Raw genomic sequence first — 23,961 nt, 5'->3', positions numbered from 1 at the left:
CTTCAAACGGCTTGGCAAGGGTTGCTAAAACTCAAACGTTTCGGTGGCCCGCAAAAACGACCCGTAGTGGTGAAGAACTCGACCTCCCACATGTTGTGCTTGGGTTGTGCCCCAAGACCTGGTGTAATTTGTTCGACCAGCACCCTCATCCGCTCACGGCCAAGGATGGGGGCGGTGCTCACGGCAGAGGTCATCGCCTGCACGGGCGACATGCGCTGCATGACGAAATGCAAAAGCCCCATTGTTTCGTAGGCTTCGCGTCCGCAAGGCTACAGTGCTTCAGCCGTCCCTTTGGCGTCTTTCTCCCATTGGAGAATTGAAGAACCAGGCAGTTGTGTCGTATGCTAGCGAAAAGAGACCCCCCGTTGAAAATCGCACTCTGGCAAACCTCTCCGCTACATGACCCACACCAGGCGCTGGCGGCGCTGGACCAAACTGCGCGGCGGGCCCAGGCCCAGGGTGCCCAGCTGGTCCTGACGCCAGAGATGACCTTGGGCGGGTACAATGTCGGTCCCGATCGGTGCAAGACGCTGGCCGCTTCGGCGGATGCCCTGATTGACGCGCTGAAACCCATTGCCAAGAAACACCGGGTCGCGCTGGTCGTGGGCCTTGCGCTGCCGGGACCAGACAATCCGTACAATGGCGTCATCGTGATCGATGCGGCAGGGGTCGAGCGGCAACGCTATCACAAGACCCATCTCTACGGGGGCGTCGATCGACGCCAGTTCGCCGCGGGCGCGGCGCTTTCCGGGGTCTTTGATCTGAACGGCTGGTCCATTGGCCTGGCGATCTGCTACGACATCGAATTTCCCGAAGTGGCCCGCAACCTGGCCCTGCAAGGGGTTGATCTGATCCTCGTGCCAACCGCGAACATGAAGCCCTTCGACACTGTCGCCACCCGGCTGGTCCCGGCCCGCGCCGAGGAAAACGCGGTCTATCTTGCCTATGCGAACTACGTCGGCGCCGAAGGGGAATTCGACTACGGCGGCCTGTCCTGCATCTGCGCTTCGGACGGCACCGACCTTGCGCGGGCCTCCGGAGATGCGCCTGACCTGCTGTGCGCGACCCTGGATCATGTCGCGCTTGCGGCCTGCCGCAAGCTTCAAAACCACCGCGCCGACCGACGTCCGGAATTGTACGAGCGCCTCATAGCCAAAGGTCAAATCGATGAATAAAGTCTCTGTCTTCGGCCCGGATTTTCCATTCGCCTATGACGACTGGATCACGCATCCCAAGGGTTTGGGCCATCTGCCGGAAACCGCCCATGGCGCCAAGGTTGCGATCATCGGCTCGGGCGCTGCGGGGATCATCGCGGGCTACGAGCTGATGAAGCTCGGCGCCCGCCCGGTGGTGTTCGAGGCGGGCCAGTTCGGCGGTCGCCTGCGCTCGCAGCACTTCGAAGGGGCCGATGGGGTCATCGCAGAGCTGGGCGGCATGCGATTTCCGGTCTCGTCCACCGGGTTCTATACCTATGTCGACAAGCTGGGGGTCCAGAGCGAACCGTTTCCAAACCCGTTGACCCCGGCCGCAGGCTCGACCGTCATCGACCTGCTGGGCAAGACCCATTACGCCGAGACCCTGACCGACCTTCCGCCATTGTTTCACGAGGTCGCGCAGGCCTATGACAAGGCGTTGGAGGATGGCGCGAATTTCTCCGCCCTGAAACAGGCGATCCGCGACCGGGACCGCGCCCGGGTCAAGGAAATCTGGAACCCCATTGTCGAGCAATGGGACGAACGCACTTTCTATGATTTCGTCGCCTCATCCGAGGCCTTCCAGGCCTTGTCGTTCCACCACCGCGAGGTCTTCGGCCAGGTCGGGTTTGGCACCGGCGGCTGGGATTCCGATTTCCCCAATTCGATGCTGGAAATCCTTCGGGTGAACGTGACCGAATGCGACGACCACCAGCGTTACATGGTGGGCGGGGTCGGTCAGGTGCCGCACCTGCTGTGGACCCATGTTCCCGACAATCTGACCCATTGGCCCGCCGGCACCACGCTGTGCAAGCTGAACGGCGGGGCCACCCGGTCGGGCGCCGTCCGGATCAGGCGGCAGGGCGACAAGTTCGAGGTCACCGATCAGTGGAAGCGGGCAGAGTCCTTCGACGTGGTACTTGTCACCTGCCAGAGCCACCTGCTGTCCACGGTGATCGAGACCGAGGAGCGCCTGTTTGCGCATGAATTGTGGATGGCGCTGGACCGGACCCGCTACATGCAGTCGGCCAAGACCTTCGTGATGGTCGACCGGCCGTTCTGGAAGGACAAGGATCCGAAGACCGGACGCGACGTGATGTCGATGACCCTGACCGACCGGATGACCCGCGGCACGTATCTGTTCGACAACGGTCCCGACAAGCCCTCGGTCATCTGCCTGAGCTATTCCTGGATGACCGACGCGCTGAAAGTGCTTCCCCTGACGGTGGAACGGCGGGTGGAACTGGCGCTTTCATCGCTGGCGAACATATACCCCGGCGTTGACATCCGGTCCCATATCCTTGGCGATCCGATCACCGTCAGCTGGGAGGACGATCCCAACTTCCTGGGTGCTTTCAAGGGCGCCCTGCCTGGGCATTATCGCTACAATCACAGGATGTTCGGCCATTTCATGCAGGACGACCTGCCACCGCACGAACGCGGCATTTTCATGGCCGGCGACGGCGTCAGCTGGACACCGGCCTGGGTCGAAGGGGCGGTGCAAACTTCGCTTAACGCGGTGGCCGGGATCATCCGGCACCTGGGTGGCGGATTCCACCCCGAGAACCCGTCTCCCTGCGACAGCTACCCGGAATGGGGTCCGATCAAACTGTCGGAATGATCGCCTCTTGCCGCGGCTCGACCAGGTCCGGAAAGCGGGGTGCCACGCGAGGGCTCGCGCAAAGCTAGCAACAGCAGGTCGTCGCGGAAAGGGTGCGCGGGGCCGTGTAACTGGCGGCCGTCCCCGGCCCGACGATCATCTGGCCCGCACCCTTTACCACCCGTTCGCAGATCAAGGCCGACAATTGCGCTTTGGCGACAGTACGCGGTCGGGCGCCTCCAGCCGACAGAAACACATCGGTTTCTGGTCGGGGTCATTTCGGCCCCCAGCGTCACGAAAGGCGGTTTATGGAAATCGCCGGGCTCCCGACGATCTTTGTGCCCATGCGGGTGTCCAACCGACAGAACGGCCTGCTTCGGCACGGTCTATGCGTGACGGCCGGATGCCGGGTCTGACCTCCTGGTCAACAGATACTCGCAGGTTTCTGTGTCAAAGCCCGAAACGCGAAACCCGTCCGCGAAAGCAGCAGTAAGCGCTGCGCGCACACGCAGGCGTTCGGCCAAGGCCCCCTTGGGATCGTTGGACAAAAGTGCGCCGAAATCGGCAGGGATTGCGACCCGAAGGTCATCGCCGCTGGCTGGCGGGGTGAGCGGATTGCTTGCACGCTGCACGACATCTGGCGCGGTCAGGTGCCATTCGGCAAGCAAACGGTCCGAGGCGACACCAGCGTTGATGCCCTCCATCTTGCCGTAGTAGTCCAGAAGATAGGTCCCGGCCGTCGCCCCCAATCGTGCGATGTTCAGGCTCGCATTCACACGGCGCAGCGGATCATATGTCCAACGTACCATGGTGATGCCTCTCTCAAGGCACCAGTCACGCTGGTACCATTTCAGCTTTGCACCCAACCCCATGCCGCGGCTGTCCGGATGCACGGCCAAGCGGTGTGAATGCTGAATGTCGGGCTGACGTGTTGGAAAACCAAAGAGAAACCCCAGCATACGTCCGTCGGCAAACGCACCGGCAACCAATCCGCCTTCATGTTGCAGCGCGAGCATGATGTCGGAGTTGTCGGCGGGGTCGTCCTCGCCCCAGACTTCGCGTTGAAACGCCTCAGAGCTTTTCAGTTCATCAACCGAATTCAATTCGCGTATTGTCAGGTCAGCCGTGGACTGGTTCATGTCCCAAACTCCTCAACGTGGTCGGTGACGGTCTCCAGGAATTCACGATCAAGCGTCACGCCGATGCCGGGGCCGTTTTCTGGCACGGGCATTTCGCCGTTTTTGGCCTCCAGCGGCTCATTGATGATGTCACGTTCAAAATAGCGGCTGGCGCTTGAGGTATCACCGGGCTTGGTGAAGTTCGCCAGCGTTGCCAGATGGATATTGTGCGCGCGGCCAATGCCCGCCTCCAGCATGCCGCCACACCACACCGGCGCCCCAAAGGCCGCGCTGATGTCGTGGATGGCCCGCGCGGCGGCGAACCCGCCGACGCGCCCGACCTTGATGTTGATCACCCGTGCAGCCCGTGCCTCCAGCGCCTTGCGCGTGTCGCTGGCGCTGCGGATGCTCTCATCCAGACAGATTGCCGTTTTCAGCGCCGCCTGCACCTGGGCGTGATCGTGGATATCGTCAAAGGCCAGGGGCTGCTCGATGTAATCAAGGTTGAATTCATCGAGCGCTCGCAGGACCGGAAGGTCGGCCAGTCCATAGTCGGTATTGGCATCCACGGTCAGCTTGATCTCTGGGTGCCGGTTGCGGACGGCCTCGACAATCCTGACGTCATGGCCCTGCGCGATCTTCAGCTTGGTGCGCTTGTAGCCGTCGGCAAGCGCTTCTTCGATGCGATCAAGGGTTTTCTCAATCGTTGCAATCCCAAGGCTCACACCGACATCGACATGTTCGCGAACACCGCCAAGGGCAGTTTTCAGCGGAATGCCCAGACTTTTCGACCACATGTCCCAGAACGCCATTTCGACGACGGCCTTGGCCATCCGGTGTCCCCGCCATGGCACCAGGTAGGGTTCCAGTTCGTAGGGCGAAGCAAACCGCTTGCCGACGATGGAAGGCAACAGCACATCGCGCAAAAAGGCGATTGCGCCGGGAATGGTTTCCTCAAGATAGTCGGGCGTCGGGTCCATCACCGCCTCGGCCACACCCTGCAATCCTTCGCCTTTCAGCACCAGCAATGGGAATGTCTTGCAGGTCATCGTGCCGGTCGAGATCACGAATGGTGTCAGCAATGGCAGGCTCACGATCCTCAGTTCGGCAGCCTCGATCAGGATGCCGCCGCGCAAGGCACCAGCCGATGAAGCGATTGGGTTTTCGGGCATGGGTTTCACCTGTAATGAATGCGATTTCGGGACGCGCAACAGGTCAGGGCGCTAGCTGCTGACCTTGGCGATGAAGCGGTCCAACCCTTCGGTCTTGGGGGTGGTGAACATCTCGGCTGGCGGGCCCTGTTCGGTATCGCGGCCTTCGTGCAGGAACACAACCTTGGACCACACATCCCGGGCAAGTCCCATCTCGTGCGTCCTTCCGCAGCGAGCGATTGCATGACCTTCAGCACTTCACCCACCGACTCGGGGTCAAGCGCCGATGTCGGTTCGTCAAACAGGATCGCATCGGGTTCCATTGCCATCGCACGCGCGATGGCCACACGCTGTTGCTGCCCGCCCGAAAGCTGCGAGGAATACATCTGCATGCGATCCTGCAATCCGACCCGTTTCAGCAGCGCCTCGGCCTTGGCCACGCGTTTGACCTGTACCGGACCTTCCATCACATTTTTCAGAATCGTGCGATGAGTCCAGAGATTGAATTGCTGAAACACCGTGCCCGGACGGCTGCGGGTACTCTCGATATGGCGGGCATTCTGCGGTTTTCCGTTGCGCACCAGAACTTCCTCGCCATGGACCGGTACCTTGCCCGAGGTCGGCGTTTCAAGGACGTTAAGGCAGCGCAAAAAGGTCGACGTACCCGACCCCGACGCGCCCAGGATCGAGATGACGTCATGATTGCGCGCCTCAAGCGAAATACCCTTGAGGACTTCAAGCTCGCCAAAGGAAATGTATATATCTTCGGCTTTCAGAACAGTTTCCGACGGGTTCATCCTTGGGTATCCCTCATGCGCATCGTAGCCGTGCGCGGTTTGTTGCGGGCATCGATGTGGCGGCTAAGCCTGCGTTCCGCCTGCCGCCAGATCAATACAAAGATCGCGGTGATGCACAGATGGATCAGGGCCGCCCACAGATAGACTGAAAAGTCGAAGGTCTTCGAGAATACCTGCCGGGTGCGGCCCATGATATCAAAGACCGTCACAACGCTTGCCAATGCACTCGCCTCCATCAGCAGGATCACCTCGTTGCCCGAACCTGGCCAAGCGATGCGATACGCATGCGGGTAAACCACCCGGATCAGTGCGAAGATTGGCGAAAAGAATGCCGCGATCAAGGCGCCAAGCAGCGTGCGCTTGATCGTCATCAATGTACCGTCCAGCAAGCGGGGCCAGTATTGTACGATAACGTCGATCGGGTTCATCTCATGCCCTCCGAAAGCCGCAGTTGGCGCGCCGTTCCATTCGCGCCGGAACCACACCGGAACAAGGCGAAGCCCCCAGTCGATCAGGCAGGCCACAAGATAGAATGTGAAGGGCTGCTTCGTGACGCCCACTGCCACCTTTGTCATCCGCATCAGATCATCCAATGCGATGACCGACACCGGCGCCGTGTCCTTCAGCATGTTGATCCACAGATTGCCCAATCCGGGCAAGGCAAGCCGCCAAAGCAGCGGTAACTTGGGGTCTGCTCCGGCTGGGGGCAGAATGACACCTTAAGGCCGGACAGTTTGTGACCAGCGACGTTTGGTCGGCTTCCTTGATCAATCTGCAAGCTGTTGATCTGTACGCGCCGCCTGGGCCCCACGTATCGCGCCGCTGCATGATCTGAGATTCTGCACTCCCTGTTGATCGGATGGAGTAAGTTTCTCAGTGGAGACGCATTTTGCGGTTCTCACGAACCATGGTGAGAAGCGACGGAACCGGAAACGGCCGAGCAGCCAGAAGGCGGCGATCGTTGCAGAGACGCTGGAGCCGGGCGCGTCGGTGAATGCTGTTGCCACGCGCCACGGGGTGTTGGCGAACCAGCTTTCGTCATGGCGGAGGATGGCACGGGACGGCAAGCTGGTGCTGCCCGCACCCGAGGACGCCGTGGAGTTCGTGTCACTGTTGGTGGCGGCTGCAGGCGCGCCCGCGGAGCGGATCGCAGCCGTGGTGCGCGCGCTCGCATGATCCCGTCCGACCGCGTGCGGATCCTGATTGCTACGAATCTCGTCGATTTCCGGAAGGGCCAGGACGGCCTCGCGGCGGTCGTGCAGTCGGCACTGAGGGAGGACCCCTTTGCCGGCGCCGTATTTGTGTTCCGGGCCAAGCGTATCGAGCAACTGGCCAGGCAGGGCCTGGTCACGCGGACAACCGACCGGAACGACGCCCGCCGTGCGGTGGCGAAGCTGACGAAAAAGGGCTTCGATCTGATCGACACTGCGGTCGGCGAGCATGTCGAGACGCAGAAGACACTGCTGGCGGCGTTTTCGGAGGACGAGATCGCCACACTGGATGGCGCGCTTGGCAAGCTGTTGAAGGCAGCGGAAAGGGGCTGATCGCGAACCCCGACAGGACATCTAGGCCAGACGTGCGCGGGTCACAGAGACAGGGTCCAGGGTCAAGCCCGCCACCTCATGCGCCTCGGTATCATGATTGAACCAGAACCGTTCCGTCCCGGTGTCGCGACACCGCACGCCGCCAGGCAAGTCCATCGTTTCAACCCCGGCCCGCGCACAGGCCAGTCGCAAGACGCGCATCATCGCACTGGGATCAAGCCACCCGGCGGCATAGAGGATTTGACCTTGAGCCACCAGCGCGGCCTCGCCGGTCTCGGTCCGCACCAGAATTTCTGCGGTGGTCTCCAGAACGTCCCGGTAGCTGCGGATCGCGCCGCCGCCTTCCAGCCCGATCGGCAGATCCGGGCGCAGGCTTTCGACGAAAATCACCGTTGCATCCAGCCCCGGCATGGCCGGGGGCAATGGAACCGGCGTGCGCATCGTGGCATCCCGTGCGCCGCTGCGCGGGCCGATCAGGACGGTTGCACCGCTGTCGTTCAGCGCTGCTTTCAACGCCTCCGTCATGTGCATCAAACCGGGCGCAACAATGAGCTTGTAGCCATCCAGCAGGTCTGGTCTGGCTGGCAGGATATCCACTGACAAGCCCAGGCGGCGCAGCGCGCGATAGGTGTCAAACACCAATTCAAAATAGCTGAGGCCCGCGCCGTGGGGCTGGATCGCCCAGGCCCATTCTGCTTCGTAGTCAAAGATAAGTGCAACGTCAGGTTGCGACGGGCTGACGTCCGGCGCGCCGGCCAGTTCTTCCGCAACCTGCCGCGCTTCAATTATCCCTGCCGCATCAACACTATCGGATCGCAGCAATCCGGCGTGCATCTGCTCTTGCGCCATGGGCGCCTGACGCCAGCGAAAATAACACACCGCCTCGGCCCCATGTGCAAAGGCTTCCCAACTCCAGAGCCGCACCATCCCGGGCAAGGGCGCGGGATTATACGGCGCCCAGTTCACCGGTCCGGGTTGTTGTTCCATCACCCACCAGCGCCCACGCCCGACCGCACGGTAGAGTTCATGGTGAAACGCCTGAAAATCCGGATCCCCCTGGCGCGCATAGGCCTGCTGTTGTGCGACCGTCGCCGGAACCCGATCTTCCAGAAACCCCAGCGGATAGCTGTCCCAACTGGCAATATCCAGATCCGCGCCCACATCGTAGTGGTCGAAATCGGTTATCCGTCCCATGTAATTATGCGCGATCGGCGCATCCGAATGTGCGCGGATGATCTCTGACTGAAGCCGGTTGAATGCCACCACCTGATCCGAACTGAAGCGCCGGAAATCAAGCAGGTGGGACGGGTTCGGTTCTGTGACCGTCAGATTCGGCAGGTCGATCTGATCGAAATCGCCATATTCCATCGACCAGAAGATATTGCCCCAGGCCGCGTTCAGCGCTTCGATGTCGCCGTCGTTCCCCTGCCCTGGGTATCGGCTGCGCAACCAGCCGCGAAACGCATCCCGCGCCGCATCGCTGTAGGATATCGTCGTGTCGTGGCATCCGTATTCATTGTCCGTTTGCCACGCGGCGACATGGGGATTGCGCCCGTAGCGCTCTGCCAACCGCGTCACGATGCGCGCGCATTCGCCTTTGTAGCCCTCATGGCTGAAGCAATAATGACGGCGCGAGCCGAACTTGCGCGGCCGCCCGTCGGCATCCACCGCCAACATGTCGGGATGGCGGTCAATCATCCACCGTGGCGGCGTCGCCGTCGGCGTCCCAAGCACCACTTTCAGCCCCGCCGCACCCAGAACCGCGATCGCATCGTCCAGCCAGTCAAAGTCATACGTGCCCGCAACAGGCTCAAGTCGCGACCATGCGAACTCGCCAATCCGCACCCATGTCAGACCGGCCTCAACCATCCTGCGCGCGTCCTCTTGCCAGATCTCGCGCGGCCAGTGCTCGGGATAATAACACGTGCCAAGAGTTCGCTTCATGCGTCTTGCTCCAAAACCGTCAGGTCAAATCGCGACGCATTCAGGTCGCCGCCCGTCAGCCGCGCTCCGATCGCTCCGGCGTCCAATACGCTCTGCCCCAGCGCATCGATCTCCGGCAGGGGCACGACGACCTCCCCCCCACCGCGATCAAGGCGGTGAAGTGATAGACCGCATCGAAGTCGCGCCCGGACCGAAGGTGAGCGTCCGAGATGTCAGCGAATGCGCGCTTCGGTTGCGGCATCGAAGAGATAGCACCGCGCCGGATCGAAGCTCAGGTTCACCCGCGCACCCGGCGAAGACCTGTGATCGCCACGTTCTTCGACAATCAGCCGTTCGCCGGTGTCAGCCTGGATATAGTCGAACGACACTCCGCCCAACGCTTCGGTCAGTTCGATCGACATGGTGTCGCCCTCGCTGACCACGACATGTTCGGGACGAATGCCAAAGATCACTTCGGTTCCCGGCGGCGGCATCTTGACCGGCACGGGTACCGCAGACTTCAGCGCGGGGACATCGACGGTGCCTTGCGCATTCACCTTGCCCTTCAGAAAGTTCATCGCAGGGGAGCCGATGAAGCCGGCAACAAACCTGTTGTCCGGATCGCGATACAGATCGAGCGGCGCGCCGACCTGTTCGATCTTGCCCAGGCGCAACACGACGATCTTGTCGGCCATCGTCATGGCTTCAACCTGATCGTGGGTGACATAGATCATCGTCGCGCCAATGTCCTTGTGCAGCCGCGCGATCTCGACCCGCATCTCGACGCGCAATTCGGCATCAAGGTTGGACAGCGGCTCGTCGAACAGGAACACCTCCGGCCCGCGCACGATGGCACGGCCGATGGCGACGCGTTGGCGCTGGCCGCCCGAAAGCGCGGCGGGCTTGCGCTTGAGATATTCGTCAAGCTTCAGGATCCGGCTGGCCTCGGACACCTTGGCCTTGATCTCGTCTTTGGGGTGACCGTTCATCTTCAGGCCAAACCCCATGTTTTCCTCGACCGTCATGTGCGGATAAAGCGCGTAGGTCTGGAACACCATCGCCACACCGCGCTCGGCCGGGTCCATCCGTGTCACGTCGCGCTTGCCGATGTGGATCGTGCCCTCGGTGGTTTCTTCCAGACCGGCCACCATGCGCATCAGCGTGGACTTGCCGCAGCCCGACGGGCCGACGAAGACGCAGAATTCGCCGTCCTCGATCTTCAGGTCGACGCCGTGGATCACTTGCACCGTGCCACCGTAGCGCTTGACGACATTGTTGAGTGTCACTCCGGTCATGACTCAAATCCCTGATGTTGTGTTGTTTTGATTGGCTTCGGGAAAGCTCCAGTCGGCGGCATCCCGGGCGATCTTTCCGGCGGTTTTCTGGATCTCCGGCAGTTGGCTTTTGAGTTTCGCAAGATCGGTTCGCCGGTCCGGCGCGTGAATGCCCAGCCCCCCCAGAAGACTGCCGCCTGGCGTCACGATCGGCACCGCAACAGCAAGGATGCCGCGGATATGTTCTTCGTCTTCGATGGCATAGCCGCGCTCTCGGGTTTGGTCGAGTTCCCTGCGCAACGCGGCCTCTTTGGTGATGGTTGCGTCCGTCATCCGGTGAAAGCTCTGTTGCGTCAGGGCCCGGTCAAGCTCGTCTTCCGGCAGGCAGGCCAGCATCGCCTTGCCGACAGCCGTGCAATAGCTCGGGTAGACCCGATTGACGTCCTGGAACACGCCGGCAAGGTCGTCCGGCGAGCCACGGTCAAGGCAGACACAGTGGCCACCATCGAGCCGCGAGAGATACACAGCTTCGCCGATCTGATTGGCCAGCGCGCTCAGATGCGGCTGCGCCACCGGCGCGATCATCGAATGACGCCACGCGGCATGGGCCAGGCGGACCAGGCGAATGCCAAGGAAGTAGACGTTGCGATCGGGATCGAAGCTCAACATGCCGTGTTCGGTAAGTGTCTGCACGAATCTGTACAGCGTCGGCTTGGGGAACCGGCTGGCCGCTTGCAGTTCCTTGAACCGCACCGGGCGACCGAAATCATAGATCAGATCGAGCACTTCGATGGCCTTGCCAACGGTCGCGACGCCGGCAGGCTCTTCACCGTGAAAACTCGCTTTTTCGGCCATAAGGCGCTCCCCAATAGACCGTTGACACGTTAGCGCCATCGAATACATTTAATCAATAATCAAAATCGTGTCTCAAATAATGAGCCGGAAGCGCCTGGGAGGACGCAAATGAAACCTATGAAAACGATGAAGACATGGACGATTGCTGGTCTGGCAGTCTCGAACCTGATGGCGGGCGCGGCCTTTGCTGACTCGCATTCGGCACCGCTGTCGGGCGATCTGAAGATCTTTCTCGACACGTCGAACCCCGCGCCGCGGGCGACGATGGAAAAGATGATTGCCGAGTTCGGCGCGATGCATCCTGACCTCACCATCGAAACCACGGTCATCGACCGTGAGGCCTATAAAACCCAGATCCGCAACTTCCTGACCGCGGATTCTCCGGACGTTGCGACCTGGTATGCGGCCAATCGGATGGGGCCCTACGTCCGGGCCAATCTGCTCGAAGATGTTTCGGATCTCTGGGAGGACCCCGAAATCGCCGAAAACCTCGCCTCGACCAAGGGTGCGATGACCATCGACGGCAAGCAGTGGGGCGTGCCCTATACCTACTACCAGTGGGGCATGTACTACCGGAAGGACATCTACGACGAACTGGGTCTGACAGAGCCCACCACATTCGACGAGATGAAGGCCAACTGTCAGGCCATCCTGGACGCCGGCAAGAAATGCTACACCATCGGCACCAAGTTCCTTTGGACTGCGGGCGGCTGGTTCGACTATCTCAACCTGCGCACCAATGGCTTTGATCACCACATGAAGCTGGCGGCGGGCGAGATCAAATGGACCGACGACAGCGTTCGCCAGACCTTTGCCAACTGGAAAGAGCTCATCGACATGGGCGCGTTCGTCGACAACCACCAGACCTATAGCTGGCAGGAAGCGCTGCCCTTCATCGTCTCTGGCGATGCGGCGGAGATCCTGATCGGCAACTTCGCGGTCGCGCCGCTGCGCGAATCCGGGCTCGACGACAGCAAGCTCGATTTCTACCAGTTCCCGCCGATGGACCCGTCGATCCCGCTGGCCGAAGACGCGCCGACCGACACCTTCCACATCCCGGCAGGCGCGCAGAACAAGGACGCGGCACGCGCCTTCCTGAAGTACGTCGTTTCGGCTGACGTCCAGACCGAGATCAACAATGGTTCGAACCTGCAGCAACTGCCGATCAACGCCAAGGCTGCGGTCGATGACGACAAGTTCCTGAAAGAGGGCTTCGAGATGCTGTCGACCAACAGTCCCGGCGGCGTCGCGCAGTTCTTTGATCGCGACTTCCCGGCGGAAATGGCCGCCGAAGCCATGCAGGGCCTGCAAGAGTTCATGGTGTTCCCCGACAACCTCGACGACATCCTGAACCGTCTCGATAAGGTTTCCACGCGGGTCTACAAGTGACCTGACCGGCCCGCCCGGGGACAGCCCCGGGCGGGCCATCAGAAAAGTGGCAAGGGCGTGCCCTCGCGGCCTGCCTGACCAGGAAAGGCGTGTCATGTCGACCACTTCGCCAGATCTCCCCGTCGATCAGTACGAGCCGCCCCGGCGGTCTTTCTACAAACGCAACGAGATCGCCATCACCCCATGGCTGTTTCTTGCTCCGGCAATCCTGTTTTTCCTGTTCTATGTCATTTTCCCGATCTACCAGAGCTTTTCTATCTCGCTCTATGATTGGGACGGCTTGAGCGAGCCGACCTATGTCGGCCTGGAAAACTACCGCGAACTGATGGACGACAGCGCCTTCGAGGTGTCACTGTGGAACAACTTGAAGTGGCTGGTGCTCTATCTTCTGGCCATTCCGGTGGGCCTTGCCATCGCGCTGTTCCTCAACCAGACGGTCACGGGCATCAGACTCTACAAGTCGCTGTTCTTCTTTCCCTTCGTGATCTCGCAGGTTGTTGTTGGCTTGGTCTTCACCTGGTTCTACGACCCGACATTCGGGCTTTTGAACACCTTCCTAGGCTGGTTCGGCATCGGAACAATCAACGTGCTGGGCGATCCGACGCTGGCCACCTACGGCATCATCATCGCCGGCCTCTGGCCGCAAACCGCCTATTGCATGATCCTTTACCTCACCGGTCTGAACGCCGTTGACCCCGAACAGATCGAAGCCGGGCGCCTGGACGGCGCAAAGGGGTTCAGGATGTTGTGGTACATCATTGTCCCGCAACTCAAACCCGCCACCTTCATCGCTTTCGTGGTGACGATCATTGGCGCGCTTCGGTCCTTTGACCTGATCTCGATCATGACCAACGGGGGCCCCTTCGGGCAGACCCGCGTCCTGTCTTTCTACATGTTCGAAAAGGCGCTCAGCGAATACGGGTTCCGCATGGGATATGGTGCTGCGATTGCCGTCGTGCTGTTCATGATCATGCTCTGCTTCATCGCGTACTTCCTCTACTCGATGTACAAAGAAGAGAAGGGCCACTGAGATGTTCCCGACCCCGATCGAAAAGTCTCCCCGCTCGTGGCAACTGACCTATCAGGCCCTGCTGCCAATCGCCCTGATCTTCTGGCTGGCCCCGCTGATCGCCGTCGCGGTCTTCTCAATCAAACCCGACGTTGACTTCACCCAAGGCAACTATTGGGGCGTGCCGTCGTCTTTCGAGGGCGCTGCCAACTATGGCAAGGTGTTCTTCGAAAGCGACATGCCGCGCTACATGCTGAATTCGGTGTTCATTACCGTGCCCACGGTGATCGGCGCGGTGGCGCTGTCCTGCATGGCGGGATTTGCACTGGGAATCTACCGGTTCAAGGGCAACCTGTTGATATTTTTCATGTTCGTCGCGGGCAATTTCGTGCCGTTCCAGATCCTCATGGTGCCCGTGCGCGACCTTACGCTGGATCTCGGGCTTTATAACACCAAGACCGGGCTGGTCCTGTTCCACGTCGCCTTTCAGGCCGGGTTCTGCACGCTGTTCATGCGCAATTTCATTCGGCAGCTGCCCTTCCCGCTGATCGAAGCTGCCCGCGTCGAAGGCGTCGCGGAATGGAAGATCTTCTGGTACGTGGTCCTGCCACTGATGAAACCGGCGATTGCCGCGCTCAGCGTGCTGATCTTCACCTTCATCTGGAACGATTACTTCTGGGCCATCGTGCTGACGCAAGGGCCGGGCGCACAGCCTGTGACCGCGGGCATTACCAGCTTCAATTCTCAGTTCCGCGCCGCCTATCACCTGATGAGCGCCGGTTCCATCGTGGCGGCCCTGCCGCCGGTGGCGATGTTCTTCCTGATGCAGAAGCACTTTATCGCGGGGCTGACCCTGGGTGCTGTGAAATGATCCGATGCTGGCGTCTCGACGACGGTCGGCAGTCCCTTGTTATCGGTTCCCGCAAGGACCACCTCGCCGAGGTGGTCTATTGGGGGCCGCGACTGCCGGACGGTGAAGACCTCGAAACCCTCTACCTCGCCAACCAGATCGACGTCACCGGCGGCATGCTTGATGCCAATCCGGAGCTGTCGATCTGCCCCGAGGCGACGCGCACCTTTCCCGGCCAGCCGGGGCTGATCCTGCGCGATGGTTCGGGCACGCCGCTGTTGCCGAAGTTCTGCTTTGCTGCGGACACGGCCGGCGACAATTCCATCGCGCTTGCTTTTCGCGACGCGGCCAACGGGTTGACCTATACCGCCAGCTTCGCGATCAATCCCATGACCCATGTGATAGAAGCCAGGGCGGTGCTGGAGACCGACACGCCGACGCATCTGCACTGGCTCTCGGCGCCCGTGTTTCCGGCACCGCAACTGGCCGACGAGATGATCGACTTCTCGGGCCGCTGGTGCGGCGAGTTCCAGATGAATCGCATCCCCTGGTCGCCCGGCATGCGCTACCGCGAGAACCGCACCGGGCGCACCGGGCACGAGCACTTTCCCGGTCTTCTCCTCCCCTGCCGGGGGGCGACCAATGCGGCTGGCGACGCCTATGCCTTCCATTACGGATGGTCCGGCGGCCACCGCATGGTCGCCGAGGAACTGCCCGACGGACGGCGCCAGGTCCAGTTCGGCCACGCCGCCCGCGTCGAAAGCGACGCGCGAACCCGGTTCGAGACCGCGACGCTGTATGCGGTGTATTCCGACGACGGCATCAATGGCTGCTCCGTCGCCTTCCAGCGCCACCTGCGCGACGTAGTGGTGAAATTCCCTGACCCCGGCCGCCCGCGCCCGGTGCATTACAATTGCTGGGAGGCGGTCTATTTCGACCACAACCTGGAGAAACTCAAAGGCATCGCCGAGATCGCGGCCGACCTTGGCGCCGAGCGCTTCGTGCTTGATGACGGCTGGTTCGGCAACCGCGACGACGACACCCGCGCGTTGTCGGATTGGGAGGTCGATCCGCGCAAGTATCCCGATGGTTTGACGCCATTGATCGAACATTGCCAAAGCCTCGGCATGACGTTCGGCATCTGGTTCGAACCGGAAATGATCAATCCCGACAGCGACATTCACCGCAAGCACCCTGACTGGGCTTCGGGCGGCGAGGATCAGATCCTTGGCCGCCATCAGAAGGCCCTGAACATGGCGCTGCCGGACGTGCGCGATTTCCTGTTCGACCGCATCAGCAAGATCCTGGGCGAGCACGACATCGACTATGTCAAATGGGACCACAACCGCGTCCTGCCGCTGCCCGATGCCGCCCAGACTCGCGGCTCATATGCGCTGATCGATCGGTTGCGCGAAGCCCATCCGAACGTAGAAATCGAAAGCTGCGCTTCCGGGGGCGGGCGCATCGATTTCGGTATTCTCGGCCGCACGCATCGCGTCTGGCTTTCTGACAGCAACGACGCCATCGAACGTCTGCGGATGCAGCACAACTCGGCAATCTTCCTGCCGATGGCGGTCACCGGCTCTCACGTGGGCCCGCGGGTCTGCCACACTTCGGGCCGCACGCTGGACATCCGGTTCCGCGCCTGGGTGGCGGCGCAGCGGCACATGGGGTTCGAGATGGACCCGCACGAGCTGACCGAGGAGGAGGCAGGCGTCCTGAAAGACGTGACCGCGTGGTGGAAAGCCAACCGTGACTGGATGTTTCATGCCGATATCCTGCGGCTTGACAGCCCGGACCCGGCGGTGCTCGCCGAGCAGCACCTGGCCCGGGGCGGTGATCGCTTCGTGGTCTTCGCAGGCAAGGCCGAAACGTCGCAACAGATCACCCCTCGGCCGCTGCAACTGACCCGGCTGACCGGGGGCGCGACGTACCGGGTCGAGCTGATCAACCGGGCCGACGCTCCGGGCCTGTCCCGCGGCGATCCGATCCTGAAACACCAGGAGATCGAGGTCAGCGGCAGCTATCTGATGAGCCACGGGTTGACGCTGCCGTGGAGCTTCCCGGAAACGATGTGGGTGATCGAGGGAACCCTCATGTAGATGACGCGCGCATCCAAGACCTTGCGGGGTCTCATGTTCTTGTTCTGCCAATAAAGATTGACGTGCAAGCAAAGAAACCCTTTGGGTGTAGCGACTTCACGGTCTACAAAATGATTGACCTTCGCAAGAAACGGGCTGTTCGATTTTGACGGCAAACAATAGGCTGAGGGCGAACGTGCGCAAATTCCGGTCACCGGATTTGATTGGGGAGCCAGAGACCATGACGGCGACTTTGCCTCGAGTATCATTCTGGACCCGTGCTGCGGGAACGGTTCGCGGAACAGCAGTTCGCGGGGCCGTATCAGCCGTTCTCGCGAGCGCTTTCGCCCTGCCTGCCTCGGCGCAGGTGCTTGCTGGTGACGGCTCTGTCCCCTGCGGGAAAGCCTACGTCGTTGAAAGCGGCGATACGCTCAGCATGATTTCCGAGCGGGCCTACGGGGATCCGCAACTTTACGGCTTCATTGCCGATGCGAACTGGGATGCCCTCGGCGGCAACCTGGAAAATGTCTCCGTGGGCATGTCGCTCGCCATCCCCTGCGTAGACGCAAGCGGCGGTGTCATGACCGACGAACAGCAGGCCGAGCAAGCGGAATCGCTCGGAGATGTGGTCGCCGTAGAGGGCGCGCTTACACCCGACGAGATGGATGTCCTTTTCGGACCGGTTGCGCTCCTCCCGGACCAGGTCCTGACGCCCTTACTCGTTGGCGTGACCTTTCCACTCGACGTGGTGAAGGCGGCGCGTTTCGTGGAAGAAAATTCAACGCTATCGGACGAGGAACGTGCCGCGCAGGCGGTGGATCAGCCGTGGGACAGCAGCGTTCGGGAACTTACCGCGGGTTTCCCCGACCTCGTGACGCGGATGAGCGAACACGTCGACTGGACGGAACAGGCCGGAGAGGCCGTGGTCGCGCAGACCGACGACGTCCTGGGGTCGATCCAGCGTCTTCGGCAGACAGCGATCGACAACGGCTATCTCGTCACCAACGACGCGCAGGTTGTGGAAAAGCAGGGAGACACAATCGTGATCAACCCGGCCACCCCGGGCGTGGTCTATGTGCCGGTCTACGACAGCCAGGTTGTCTATTCCACACCGGTGGTCGGAACCCCGGAATATCACTACGGATATGGCAACTACCAAGATGACGGTTGGGGCGACGTTATCATCGGCGGTGGCATCCTGTTGGGCACGGCAATCATCCTTGACGAGATATTCGACGACGATTGGGATGGCTGGGATCATGATGACAAAATCGACTGGGATCGCGGCGACATCACGATCGACAGGGGCGACATCAACATCGATCGCGGCGACATCAATATTGGGAACGGCGAGATCAACATCGGCGACGGAAACCGACCCGGCATCGGCGATGGCGATCGTCCACAGATCGGTGACGGAGACCGCCCACAGATCGGCGATGGAGACCGCCCACAGATCGGGGATGGAGATCGTCCGCAGATCGGGGATGGTGATCGTCCGCAGATCGGGGATGGTGATCGCATCAGCATAGGTGACAGCGACCGTCCGCAGGTTGACCGTGGCGACCTTGGAACCATTCGGGAAGGCATCGCCGATGGCGATCGTCCGCGCGCCGACACGTTGCCGGCGGACCGGGCCTCGATTTCGAATGCCGCCACCCGCGAGGCTGCGCGCGCCAAGATCGAGACCCGGAAGTCGACGGGGGCAAAACCGGCGAAATTGGGCAACTCGCAGCTGTCCAAGTCCCGCCCATCCGCCGCGCAGTCGAGTGCCACGAAACGCGCGGCTTCCCTAAACCGGCCTTCGACGAAACGCGCGCCGGCCGCGCGGGCACCGAGCCGTACGAATACTTTCAAGCGGCCTTCCGGCGGCAATCGCGCCGCTGCAACTGCCAGCCGTGGCCGCGCCAGCATGGGCGGACACGGTGGCGGTAGGCGCGGGGGCGGGAGACGCTGAAATGATGAGATTGTTCATGTCCGGGGCCTTGACCGCCCTTGTCGCTGCCACTGGAACCGCCGGGGCCGAGCCCGCGCGCTATTCCACGCCCGAGGATGCCGTCGCCGCGCTGATCTCGGCCCTGGAAACCAAGAACGAAGCTGCGGTGATCGCGGTCTTCGGGCCCGAGAACGCCGATATCGTTTCCTCCGGCAACGCGGAAGAGGACCGGCAGATATGGGGTGACTTTCTGCACGACGCGCAGCGCGTCCTGCGGATCGAACGTGAAGGTGACGATCGGGCCATACTCTTCGCGGGGCGCGATTTCTGGCCGTTCCCGGCGCCGTTGATGTTGAGCGAAGGGTCCTGGAGCTTCGACGCGGAAGCCGCACGCGAGGAAGTTCTGATGCGCCGCATCGGCCGACATGAGCTCGAAGTCATCGAAATCCTGCGACGTGTGCCGGATATCCAGCGCCGCTATCGCGAGGCTGATCACGACGGCGACGGCGTGATGGAGTTCGCGGCCTCGATCCTGTCCAGCCCGGAGGCGCGGGATGGCCTTTACTGGCCCGAAACGCCAGGTACGGCACCGAGCCCGTTCAACGACTCGATCGCCCGCGCGAACTTCTCCGGCTACAACCTCGACGGCGAGGATCGCGACCCGGAACCTTACGAGGGCTACTACTTCCGCATCCTGCAAGGGCAGGGCGACAATGCACCGGGTGGCGCCTACAGCTACATGGTGGCTGGCAACATGGTCGCCAGCCACGCGCTCGTAGCCTACCCGGCGGTCTACGGCGACACCGGCGTCATGAGCTTTCTGGTGGGCGAGGCGGGGATCGTCTACGAGGCCGATCTCGGCGATGACACACTCGCACTTGCGACGGAAATACTCCTGTTTGACCCGACGGAGGAGTGGACTCCGGTCGAATAGCCCGTCTGTTGCGCCGCCTTTTCTTCGGCCCTTGCGCAATTCCGTGTCACCGGTTCCGGCCCGAACCTGCCGGACCGCAACGCCGGTGCAACCGGGCCAAACCAGAAATGGGCAGGCGACATCAGCAACAAACGGACCCGCGCGGGGTGGTTATATCTGGCAGTCATCCTGGACCTGCCTTCCCGCCGCGAGATCGGCTGGGCCGTCAAAGATGGAACCTGGAGCGGCTTTGGAATGTGGCAGGTCCGCTATCCCAGTGCGAGCGCGTTCACCGGCTGGTCGATCCCCTTGAGGGTCAGGGTACAGCGGTGCTGTTCATCCATGGCGCGGTGGGCGGCCTGAAGTGCGGATTCACTGACCAGCGCCTTGCCCGCCTCGGCCTTGTCCGCCAATCGCGCGGCCAAATTGACGCCGTAGCCAAAGGCACTGATCTCCTGCAGGTCGCATGTGGTCGAGGCGATCGTGCCCATATAGACCATATCGGTGTGGACCGAGATGCCGATTGGCACTTCGTCGTCACTTGAGATCGATTTGGGGTGGTGCGCGACAAGCTCTTCGGCCGCGGCAATCGCCTTGGCGGCATGGTTCTCGCCGGCAATGCCCGGAGGCCAGACGCCGATGACCGCATCGCCGTGATATTCCAGCACCGAGCCGTCCGTTTTGGCCATTGCCCTGAGCGCGGCATCGCGCAGACCCGCCACGACGTCGTGAAAGGCTTTGGGGCCGAGTTTTTCCGAAAGTGGCACGGAGTTTCGGATATCGACGAACATCATCGACAGCGTCACATTGGTGCCACCGGGATAGGTGCGCAGGAACGTGTCACAGGCATTGCAAAAGCGCGGGTTGCGGTTTGATACCTTGATATCCAGGCGGCGTAAGAACCAGCCGCCGATCCCATTGAAGGGCGCAAGACAGAGCTTGCAGCGGGGTGGGCTGGGCAGAATGCCGAACCGGCGTTGTTTCTTGATCAGAAGCGGGTGACCGGTGTTCAGGATCATGTCCCAGACTTCGTCGTTGCCATTCTGTTTCTCGAAATCCGGCATCATAGAAATCCTTGCTGTTAAGCCTTGTAGTAGGAGAGCGGCATCGGTGAGAGGCCCAACGGATCCTGTCCTTCTCCGGTGCAGGGGATCATCGTTTCGGAATTGGCGACGCCGGTGATGCACGACACGCTTGGCCCCGGCCTGATTGGTCGAGCCGGTCCCATTCCGCGATACTGCACGTCGACTTTGGCCTTACCTTCGAACGGGTTGGAGCACGGGATGCTGAACGTATTGGTGGCAGGGTCGTAGATCTGCACTGACGGGACCGAGATGACGATGCCGGCCTTGAGCAGTGTCTTGTCAAGCCAGTCGGGCGCTTCCCTAAGGCTTAGGACGTGATCATAGTCGGGACCGAAGGTGTCGGGCCCAAGCGGGCCGTTGGCAAGACGGGCAGTTTGCAGCGTGGTCATATGCGCCTCGTCCCCTTCACCAAAGAGGTAGTAGGTGGCGTGCTGCGGTGTCTGGTAGTGGTGGGCAAAGGGGCGAAAGAGCACAATGCGTTCGACCTCGACCTTGAACTGCAGGCAATCCTCCATCGGGTTCACGCCATCCAAAGCCCAGGGAAACCAATGCGGGTCATCCAGGTCCTTCGGGATCTCCGTTGGCCATCCGCGAAAAATACTGGCGGTAAACTGCGTTGTTTCCTGGGCAGCCATTGAAGGGATTGTGAAGAGATCGTCGAGATCATTGCACATGACGATGAAGTCGGTCGGATAGGCTTTGCGTGCGCGGCGGTAGGATTGCAGGGTCGCCTCGGGCAGCTTCAGTTTGAGAATGATCTGATACTTGTGCACCTCGTGGGTGTATTGGGTCATGTGGACGCCAAAGACGGTGTCTTGCCCGATCAGCGCAAAGGCGTGCTGGTGTGGCGGATTGATGATCCTGGTGCCAAATTGGGGCTCCAGCGCCGGTTCGGTAGGCATGTGGTGATGCATGGCATGTTCGCTCATTTTTCTCCCTCGGGTTAGGGCTTGCCGGTTGGCATAGCGGTGAGGCCGTGGCGGCTGATGACCTTGTCGGCGGCGCCCCGGGCAATTTCGGCGAGCGAGGTCATCAGACGTGGAACGAAGTTGCCGTCGTCCGTGGCGGTGATCCACGGGTTCTGATTGGTGGAGATAAGAAACTTGATCCCCTTGCCCGGTTCCGGGACCAGTCCGCAGCGCTTGGCGTAATGGTCCACGAAGGCCTGTCCGTAGTTTTCCGGATCGAAGGTTGAGGCGGTCACGATCATCTCGACCGAAGGTAGTTTGTCATCGAGGGTCTGAACGCTCATCTTCTGGAACATGAACTCGTTCATTTCGTTCAACAGGTCGATCGAGGTGTTCAGGCCGTCCGCGGTCTTGAAGTTGAAGCTGTAGGCGACGATGCACTGGTCGGATCCCATCTCGCGGAAGAGCTCCAGCAGGGTCGGACTTGTCGACAGCGCCGCAACAAGATCCCTATCGGAAAAATGCGGTACGAAACGATTGCGGATGGTATCCAACTGGTCGCGGATTTCGCTGGCTGTTGCACCGACCCTCTCGGCGGGCAAGCGCTGGAACGGGGTGACGGTGAAAACATCCTTGGGGCCGGCCATGGTGACCAGCGCGGCATAGAAGCGCTTGCTGGCATAGATGCATTGCCCCAGAAGTTGCCCATAGCCGTCCCAATCGGTCGGGATAAGGCTGTGCGACAGATAGACAGCCGTGGCCGAGGCGCCCGGCTTGGAGCCCTCGATACCATAGAAGCCGACCGAGGCGGCGACATCACCGTGTGTCTGACGTCAGCGCCAATGGGACAGTTTAGGGTAATTTGATAAGAGAGGGTTTCTGGCACATCGTAACCACCAAGGAGTGGAGATGAGACAGAAACCCGGTACCAAGCAAAGCCACGGCGAGAAGGTCGTTAAAGACATCCGCCGCGCGACGCGCAAACAGTATTCAGCCGAGGAGAAGATCAGGATCGTGCTGGACGGCCTGAAGGGCGAGGACAGCATTGCTGAGCTGTGCCGCCGCGAAGGCATCGCTCAGAGCCTGTACTACAGTTGGTCCAAGGAATTCCTCGAGGCTGGGAAGAAGCGCCTGGCGGGCGATACGGCCCGCGCGGCGACATCGAACGAAGTCAAGGATCTGCGTCGAGAATCCCGCGACCTGAAGGAAGTCGTAGCCGAACAGGCGCTGGAACTGCGGCTGCTCAAAAAAAGCATGATCGCGGATGGGGGCGACGACGAATGAGATACCCTGCATCCGAGAAACTGGAGATCATCCGCCTCGTCGAAGGCTCGCACCTGCCGACCGGGCGCACGTTGGACAAGCTCGGCATTCCCAGAACGACCTTCTATCGCTGGTATGATCGGTATCTGTCGGGCGGCCCCGAGGCGCTTGAGGATCGCAGTCCCAGGCCATCACGTGTCTGGAACCGCATCCCTGAGCCGGTGCGCGAGAAGGTCAAGGACTTGGCCCTGAAGGAAAGCGATCTGTCGCCACGTGAGCTGGCCGTGCGCTTCACCGACGTGGAAAAGTATTTTGTGTCAGAGGCTTCGGTCTATCGCATCCTCAAGTCCTACGACCTGATCACCAGCCCGGCCTATGTGGTTCTGTCCGCCGCTGACGAGTTCCACGACAAGACCACACGGCCGAACCAGCTCTGGCAGACCGACTTCACCTATCTGAAGGTCATCAGCTGGGGCTGGTTCTACCTATCGACGATCCTCGACGACTACAGCCGTTACATCATCGCATGGAAACTCTGCACAACGATGAAAACCGAGGATGTGACCGACACGCTCGACCTCGCGCTGCAGGCTTCAGGGTGTGATCAAGCAACAGTGCTGCATAAGCCGCGCCTACTCTCGGATAACGGGTCGAGTTACATCTCTGGTGAACTGGCCGATTGGCTGGAAGATCAGAAGATGGGCCATGTTCGAGGTGCGCCATATCACCCACAGACCCAGGGCAAGATCGAGCGGTGGCACCAAACGCTAAAGAACCGCATTCTGCTGGAAAACTACTACCTGCCAGGCGACCTCCGACAGCGGATCGACGCCTTCGTCGATCACTATAACCACCGGCGCTACCACGAGAGCTTGCAGAACCTCACACCCGCCGACGTCTACTTCGGGCGTGGCCAGACCATCCTGCAACAACGAGAAAGGATCAAACGAAAGACCATCGAAACGCGACGGTTGCTTCACCGCAAATCCGCCGCATAATCAACCCAGACAGATGAGCCTGACCCTCTCTTAGATCACGCAGCCATCTGTCCCAAAATCCCTGACGACGGACA

22 protein-coding genes and 2 pseudogenes are annotated in these 23,961 nt (G+C 61.1%); 12 read left to right on the top strand and 12 right to left on the bottom strand.

Features of this window, described 5'->3' with window-relative positions:
• Positions 1-2: 2 nt before the first annotated feature.
• Positions 3-242, bottom strand: a complete 240-nt coding sequence (locus ACP15K_RS18135) for a hypothetical protein (RefSeq protein WP_424991193.1) — start codon at positions 240-242, stop codon at positions 3-5.
• Between the two features lie 123 nt (positions 243-365).
• On the opposite strand from ACP15K_RS18135, the gene ACP15K_RS18130 reads away from it, so the two are divergent.
• Both ACP15K_RS18130 and ACP15K_RS18125 read left to right on the top strand, forming a co-directional pair.
• Positions 366-1,175 carry a carbon-nitrogen hydrolase family protein gene (locus ACP15K_RS18130; protein ID WP_193140881.1) on the top strand — a complete coding sequence of 270 codons (810 nt, stop codon included), beginning with the start codon at positions 366-368 and terminating at the stop codon, positions 1,173-1,175.
• A complete protein-coding gene (locus tag ACP15K_RS18125) occupies positions 1,168-2,814 on the top strand; it encodes a flavin monoamine oxidase family protein (protein WP_193140880.1) in 1,647 nt (548 codons plus the stop codon). Before ACP15K_RS18130 ends, ACP15K_RS18125 begins: the two co-directional genes overlap by 8 nt.
• 365 nt (positions 2,815-3,179) lie before the next feature.
• Here ACP15K_RS18125 and ACP15K_RS18120 read toward each other — a convergent pair whose 3' ends face one another.
• The 4 genes and pseudogenes from ACP15K_RS18120 to ACP15K_RS18105 all read right to left on the bottom strand — a co-directional run bounded on the left by ACP15K_RS18120 (position 3,180) and on the right by ACP15K_RS18105 (position 6,488).
• Positions 3,180-3,932, bottom strand: a complete 753-nt coding sequence (locus tag ACP15K_RS18120) for a GNAT family N-acetyltransferase (RefSeq protein ID WP_193140879.1) — start codon at positions 3,930-3,932, stop codon at positions 3,180-3,182.
• On the bottom strand, positions 3,929-5,083 hold the full coding sequence (gene menC, locus ACP15K_RS18115) for an o-succinylbenzoate synthase (RefSeq protein WP_424991192.1): 1,155 nt from the start codon (positions 5,081-5,083) through the stop codon (positions 3,929-3,931). Before menC ends, ACP15K_RS18120 begins: the two co-directional genes overlap by 4 nt.
• Before the next feature lie 51 nt (positions 5,084-5,134).
• A pseudogene (locus tag ACP15K_RS18110) lies at positions 5,135-5,859 on the bottom strand (ATP-binding cassette domain-containing protein).
• Positions 5,856-6,488: a hypothetical protein gene (locus tag ACP15K_RS18105; protein WP_424991191.1), complete on the bottom strand. Its 633-nt coding sequence runs from the start codon at positions 6,486-6,488 to the stop codon at positions 5,856-5,858. Before ACP15K_RS18105 ends, ACP15K_RS18110 begins: the two are co-directional and overlap by 4 nt.
• Positions 6,489-6,735: 247 nt before the next feature.
• On the opposite strand from ACP15K_RS18105, the gene ACP15K_RS18100 reads away from it, so the two are divergent.
• Both ACP15K_RS18100 and tnpB read left to right on the top strand, forming a co-directional pair.
• Positions 6,736-7,035 carry a transposase gene (locus ACP15K_RS18100; RefSeq protein WP_424991190.1) on the top strand — a complete coding sequence of 100 codons (300 nt, stop codon included), beginning with the start codon at positions 6,736-6,738 and terminating at the stop codon, positions 7,033-7,035.
• Positions 7,032-7,403 (top strand): IS66 family insertion sequence element accessory protein TnpB, encoded by a 372-nt coding sequence (gene tnpB / locus ACP15K_RS18095; protein WP_424991189.1) that lies wholly within the window; start codon positions 7,032-7,034, stop codon positions 7,401-7,403. The genes ACP15K_RS18100 and tnpB overlap by 4 nt, the downstream gene beginning before the upstream one ends.
• Positions 7,404-7,424: 21 nt before the next feature.
• Here tnpB and ACP15K_RS18090 read toward each other — a convergent pair whose 3' ends face one another.
• The 4 genes from ACP15K_RS18090 to ACP15K_RS18075 form a co-directional block, all read right to left on the bottom strand.
• A complete protein-coding gene (locus ACP15K_RS18090) occupies positions 7,425-9,347 on the bottom strand; it encodes a beta-galactosidase (RefSeq protein ID WP_424991188.1) in 1,923 nt (640 codons plus the stop codon).
• Positions 9,344-9,472, bottom strand: a complete 129-nt coding sequence (locus ACP15K_RS18085) for a hypothetical protein (RefSeq protein ID WP_264299178.1) — start codon at positions 9,470-9,472, stop codon at positions 9,344-9,346. The genes ACP15K_RS18090 and ACP15K_RS18085 overlap by 4 nt, the downstream gene beginning before the upstream one ends.
• A gap of 87 nt (positions 9,473-9,559) precedes the next feature.
• Positions 9,560-10,621: an ABC transporter ATP-binding protein gene (locus ACP15K_RS18080; protein ID WP_193140873.1), complete on the bottom strand. Its 1,062-nt coding sequence runs from the start codon at positions 10,619-10,621 to the stop codon at positions 9,560-9,562.
• Positions 10,622-10,624: 3 nt separating this feature from the next.
• Complete coding sequence (locus ACP15K_RS18075; protein WP_193140872.1) at positions 10,625-11,455, bottom strand: IclR family transcriptional regulator; 831 nt, start codon at positions 11,453-11,455, stop codon at positions 10,625-10,627.
• Positions 11,456-11,572: 117 nt separating this feature from the next.
• Here ACP15K_RS18075 and ACP15K_RS18070 point away from each other — a divergent pair, with 117 nt between their 5' ends.
• The 7 genes and pseudogenes from ACP15K_RS18070 to ACP15K_RS18040 form a co-directional block, all read left to right on the top strand.
• Positions 11,573-12,844 (top strand): ABC transporter substrate-binding protein, encoded by a 1,272-nt coding sequence (locus ACP15K_RS18070; protein WP_193141213.1) that lies wholly within the window; start codon positions 11,573-11,575, stop codon positions 12,842-12,844.
• Between the two features lie 94 nt (positions 12,845-12,938).
• On the top strand, positions 12,939-13,874 hold the full coding sequence (locus ACP15K_RS18065) for a carbohydrate ABC transporter permease (protein WP_193140871.1): 936 nt from the start codon (positions 12,939-12,941) through the stop codon (positions 13,872-13,874).
• Position 13,875: 1 nt separating this feature from the next.
• On the top strand, positions 13,876-14,724 hold the full coding sequence (locus ACP15K_RS18060) for a carbohydrate ABC transporter permease (protein ID WP_193140870.1): 849 nt from the start codon (positions 13,876-13,878) through the stop codon (positions 14,722-14,724).
• Positions 14,721-16,805 carry an alpha-galactosidase gene (locus tag ACP15K_RS18055; protein ID WP_424991187.1) on the top strand — a complete coding sequence of 695 codons (2,085 nt, stop codon included), beginning with the start codon at positions 14,721-14,723 and terminating at the stop codon, positions 16,803-16,805. Before ACP15K_RS18060 ends, ACP15K_RS18055 begins: the two co-directional genes overlap by 4 nt.
• Positions 16,806-17,025: 220 nt before the next feature.
• Positions 17,026-18,741, top strand: a complete 1,716-nt coding sequence (locus tag ACP15K_RS18050; RefSeq protein WP_424991186.1) for a DUF3300 domain-containing protein — start codon at positions 17,026-17,028, stop codon at positions 18,739-18,741.
• Position 18,742: 1 nt separating this feature from the next.
• A complete protein-coding gene (locus ACP15K_RS18045) occupies positions 18,743-19,654 on the top strand; it encodes a DUF2950 domain-containing protein (RefSeq protein ID WP_424991185.1) in 912 nt (303 codons plus the stop codon).
• Between the two features lie 60 nt (positions 19,655-19,714).
• Positions 19,715-19,867: pseudogene (locus ACP15K_RS18040) on the top strand (IS3 family transposase); the annotation flags it as partial.
• 35 nt (positions 19,868-19,902) lie between these two features.
• Here the strand turns inward: ACP15K_RS18040 and ACP15K_RS18035 are convergent.
• The 3 genes from ACP15K_RS18035 to ACP15K_RS18025 are packed head-to-tail and all read right to left on the bottom strand — an operon-like array spanning position 19,903 to position 22,273.
• The gene (locus tag ACP15K_RS18035; RefSeq protein ID WP_424991184.1) at positions 19,903-20,697 is read right to left on the bottom strand and encodes an adenylate/guanylate cyclase domain-containing protein; all 795 of its coding nucleotides are present in this window, start codon (positions 20,695-20,697) and stop codon (positions 19,903-19,905) included.
• Between the two features lie 17 nt (positions 20,698-20,714).
• A complete protein-coding gene (locus ACP15K_RS18030) occupies positions 20,715-21,647 on the bottom strand; it encodes a hypothetical protein (RefSeq protein ID WP_424991183.1) in 933 nt (310 codons plus the stop codon).
• Positions 21,648-21,661: 14 nt separating this feature from the next.
• On the bottom strand, positions 21,662-22,273 hold the full coding sequence (locus ACP15K_RS18025) for a hypothetical protein (protein ID WP_424991182.1): 612 nt from the start codon (positions 22,271-22,273) through the stop codon (positions 21,662-21,664).
• Positions 22,274-22,535: 262 nt separating this feature from the next.
• Here ACP15K_RS18025 and ACP15K_RS18020 point away from each other — a divergent pair.
• Positions 22,536-23,887, top strand: a protein-coding gene (locus tag ACP15K_RS18020; RefSeq protein ID WP_424991181.1) for an IS3 family transposase whose coding sequence is annotated in 2 segments (ribosomal slippage) — positions 22,536-22,872 and positions 22,872-23,887 — 1,353 coding nt in all. Because the reading frame shifts where the segments join, the coding sequence is not laid out codon by codon here.
• The last annotated feature ends 74 nt before the right edge of the window (positions 23,888-23,961 follow it).

It is taken from the genome of Fluviibacterium sp. S390, assembly GCF_049800695.1.
In the GTDB taxonomy this organism is placed as follows: domain Bacteria; phylum Pseudomonadota; class Alphaproteobacteria; order Rhodobacterales; family Rhodobacteraceae; genus Meridianimarinicoccus.
This window is presented reverse-complemented; position numbering and strand designations above follow the sequence as displayed.

Excerpts from the sequence above, each read along its gene's own strand:
- ACP15K_RS18135 (WP_424991193.1), bottom strand. The coding sequence starts at position 242 with ATGGGGCTTTTGCATTTCGTCATGCAGCGCATGTCGCCCGTGCAGGCG.
- ACP15K_RS18125 (WP_193140880.1), top strand. The coding sequence starts at position 1,168 with ATGAATAAAGTCTCTGTCTTCGGCCCGGATTTTCCATTCGCCTATGAC.
- ACP15K_RS18120 (WP_193140879.1), bottom strand. The coding sequence starts at position 3,932 with ATGAACCAGTCCACGGCTGACCTGACAATACGCGAATTGAATTCGGTT.
- menC (WP_424991192.1), bottom strand. The coding sequence starts at position 5,083 with ATGCCCGAAAACCCAATCGCTTCATCGGCTGGTGCCTTGCGCGGCGGC.
- ACP15K_RS18105 (WP_424991191.1), bottom strand. The coding sequence starts at position 6,488 with ATGCTGAAGGACACGGCGCCGGTGTCGGTCATCGCATTGGATGATCTG.
- tnpB (WP_424991189.1), top strand. The coding sequence starts at position 7,032 with ATGATCCCGTCCGACCGCGTGCGGATCCTGATTGCTACGAATCTCGTC.
- ACP15K_RS18090 (WP_424991188.1), bottom strand. The coding sequence starts at position 9,347 with ATGAAGCGAACTCTTGGCACGTGTTATTATCCCGAGCACTGGCCGCGC.
- ACP15K_RS18080 (WP_193140873.1), bottom strand. The coding sequence starts at position 10,621 with ATGACCGGAGTGACACTCAACAATGTCGTCAAGCGCTACGGTGGCACG.
- ACP15K_RS18075 (WP_193140872.1), bottom strand. The coding sequence starts at position 11,455 with ATGGCCGAAAAAGCGAGTTTTCACGGTGAAGAGCCTGCCGGCGTCGCG.
- ACP15K_RS18070 (WP_193141213.1), top strand. The coding sequence starts at position 11,573 with ATGAAAACGATGAAGACATGGACGATTGCTGGTCTGGCAGTCTCGAAC.
- ACP15K_RS18065 (WP_193140871.1), top strand. The coding sequence starts at position 12,939 with ATGTCGACCACTTCGCCAGATCTCCCCGTCGATCAGTACGAGCCGCCC.
- ACP15K_RS18060 (WP_193140870.1), top strand. The coding sequence starts at position 13,876 with ATGTTCCCGACCCCGATCGAAAAGTCTCCCCGCTCGTGGCAACTGACC.
- ACP15K_RS18055 (WP_424991187.1), top strand. The coding sequence starts at position 14,721 with ATGATCCGATGCTGGCGTCTCGACGACGGTCGGCAGTCCCTTGTTATC.
- ACP15K_RS18050 (WP_424991186.1), top strand. The coding sequence starts at position 17,026 with ATGACGGCGACTTTGCCTCGAGTATCATTCTGGACCCGTGCTGCGGGA.
- ACP15K_RS18045 (WP_424991185.1), top strand. The coding sequence starts at position 18,743 with ATGATGAGATTGTTCATGTCCGGGGCCTTGACCGCCCTTGTCGCTGCC.
- ACP15K_RS18035 (WP_424991184.1), bottom strand. The coding sequence starts at position 20,697 with ATGCCGGATTTCGAGAAACAGAATGGCAACGACGAAGTCTGGGACATG.
- ACP15K_RS18030 (WP_424991183.1), bottom strand. The coding sequence starts at position 21,647 with ATGAGCGAACATGCCATGCATCACCACATGCCTACCGAACCGGCGCTG.
- ACP15K_RS18025 (WP_424991182.1), bottom strand. The coding sequence starts at position 22,273 with ATGGCCGGCCCCAAGGATGTTTTCACCGTCACCCCGTTCCAGCGCTTG.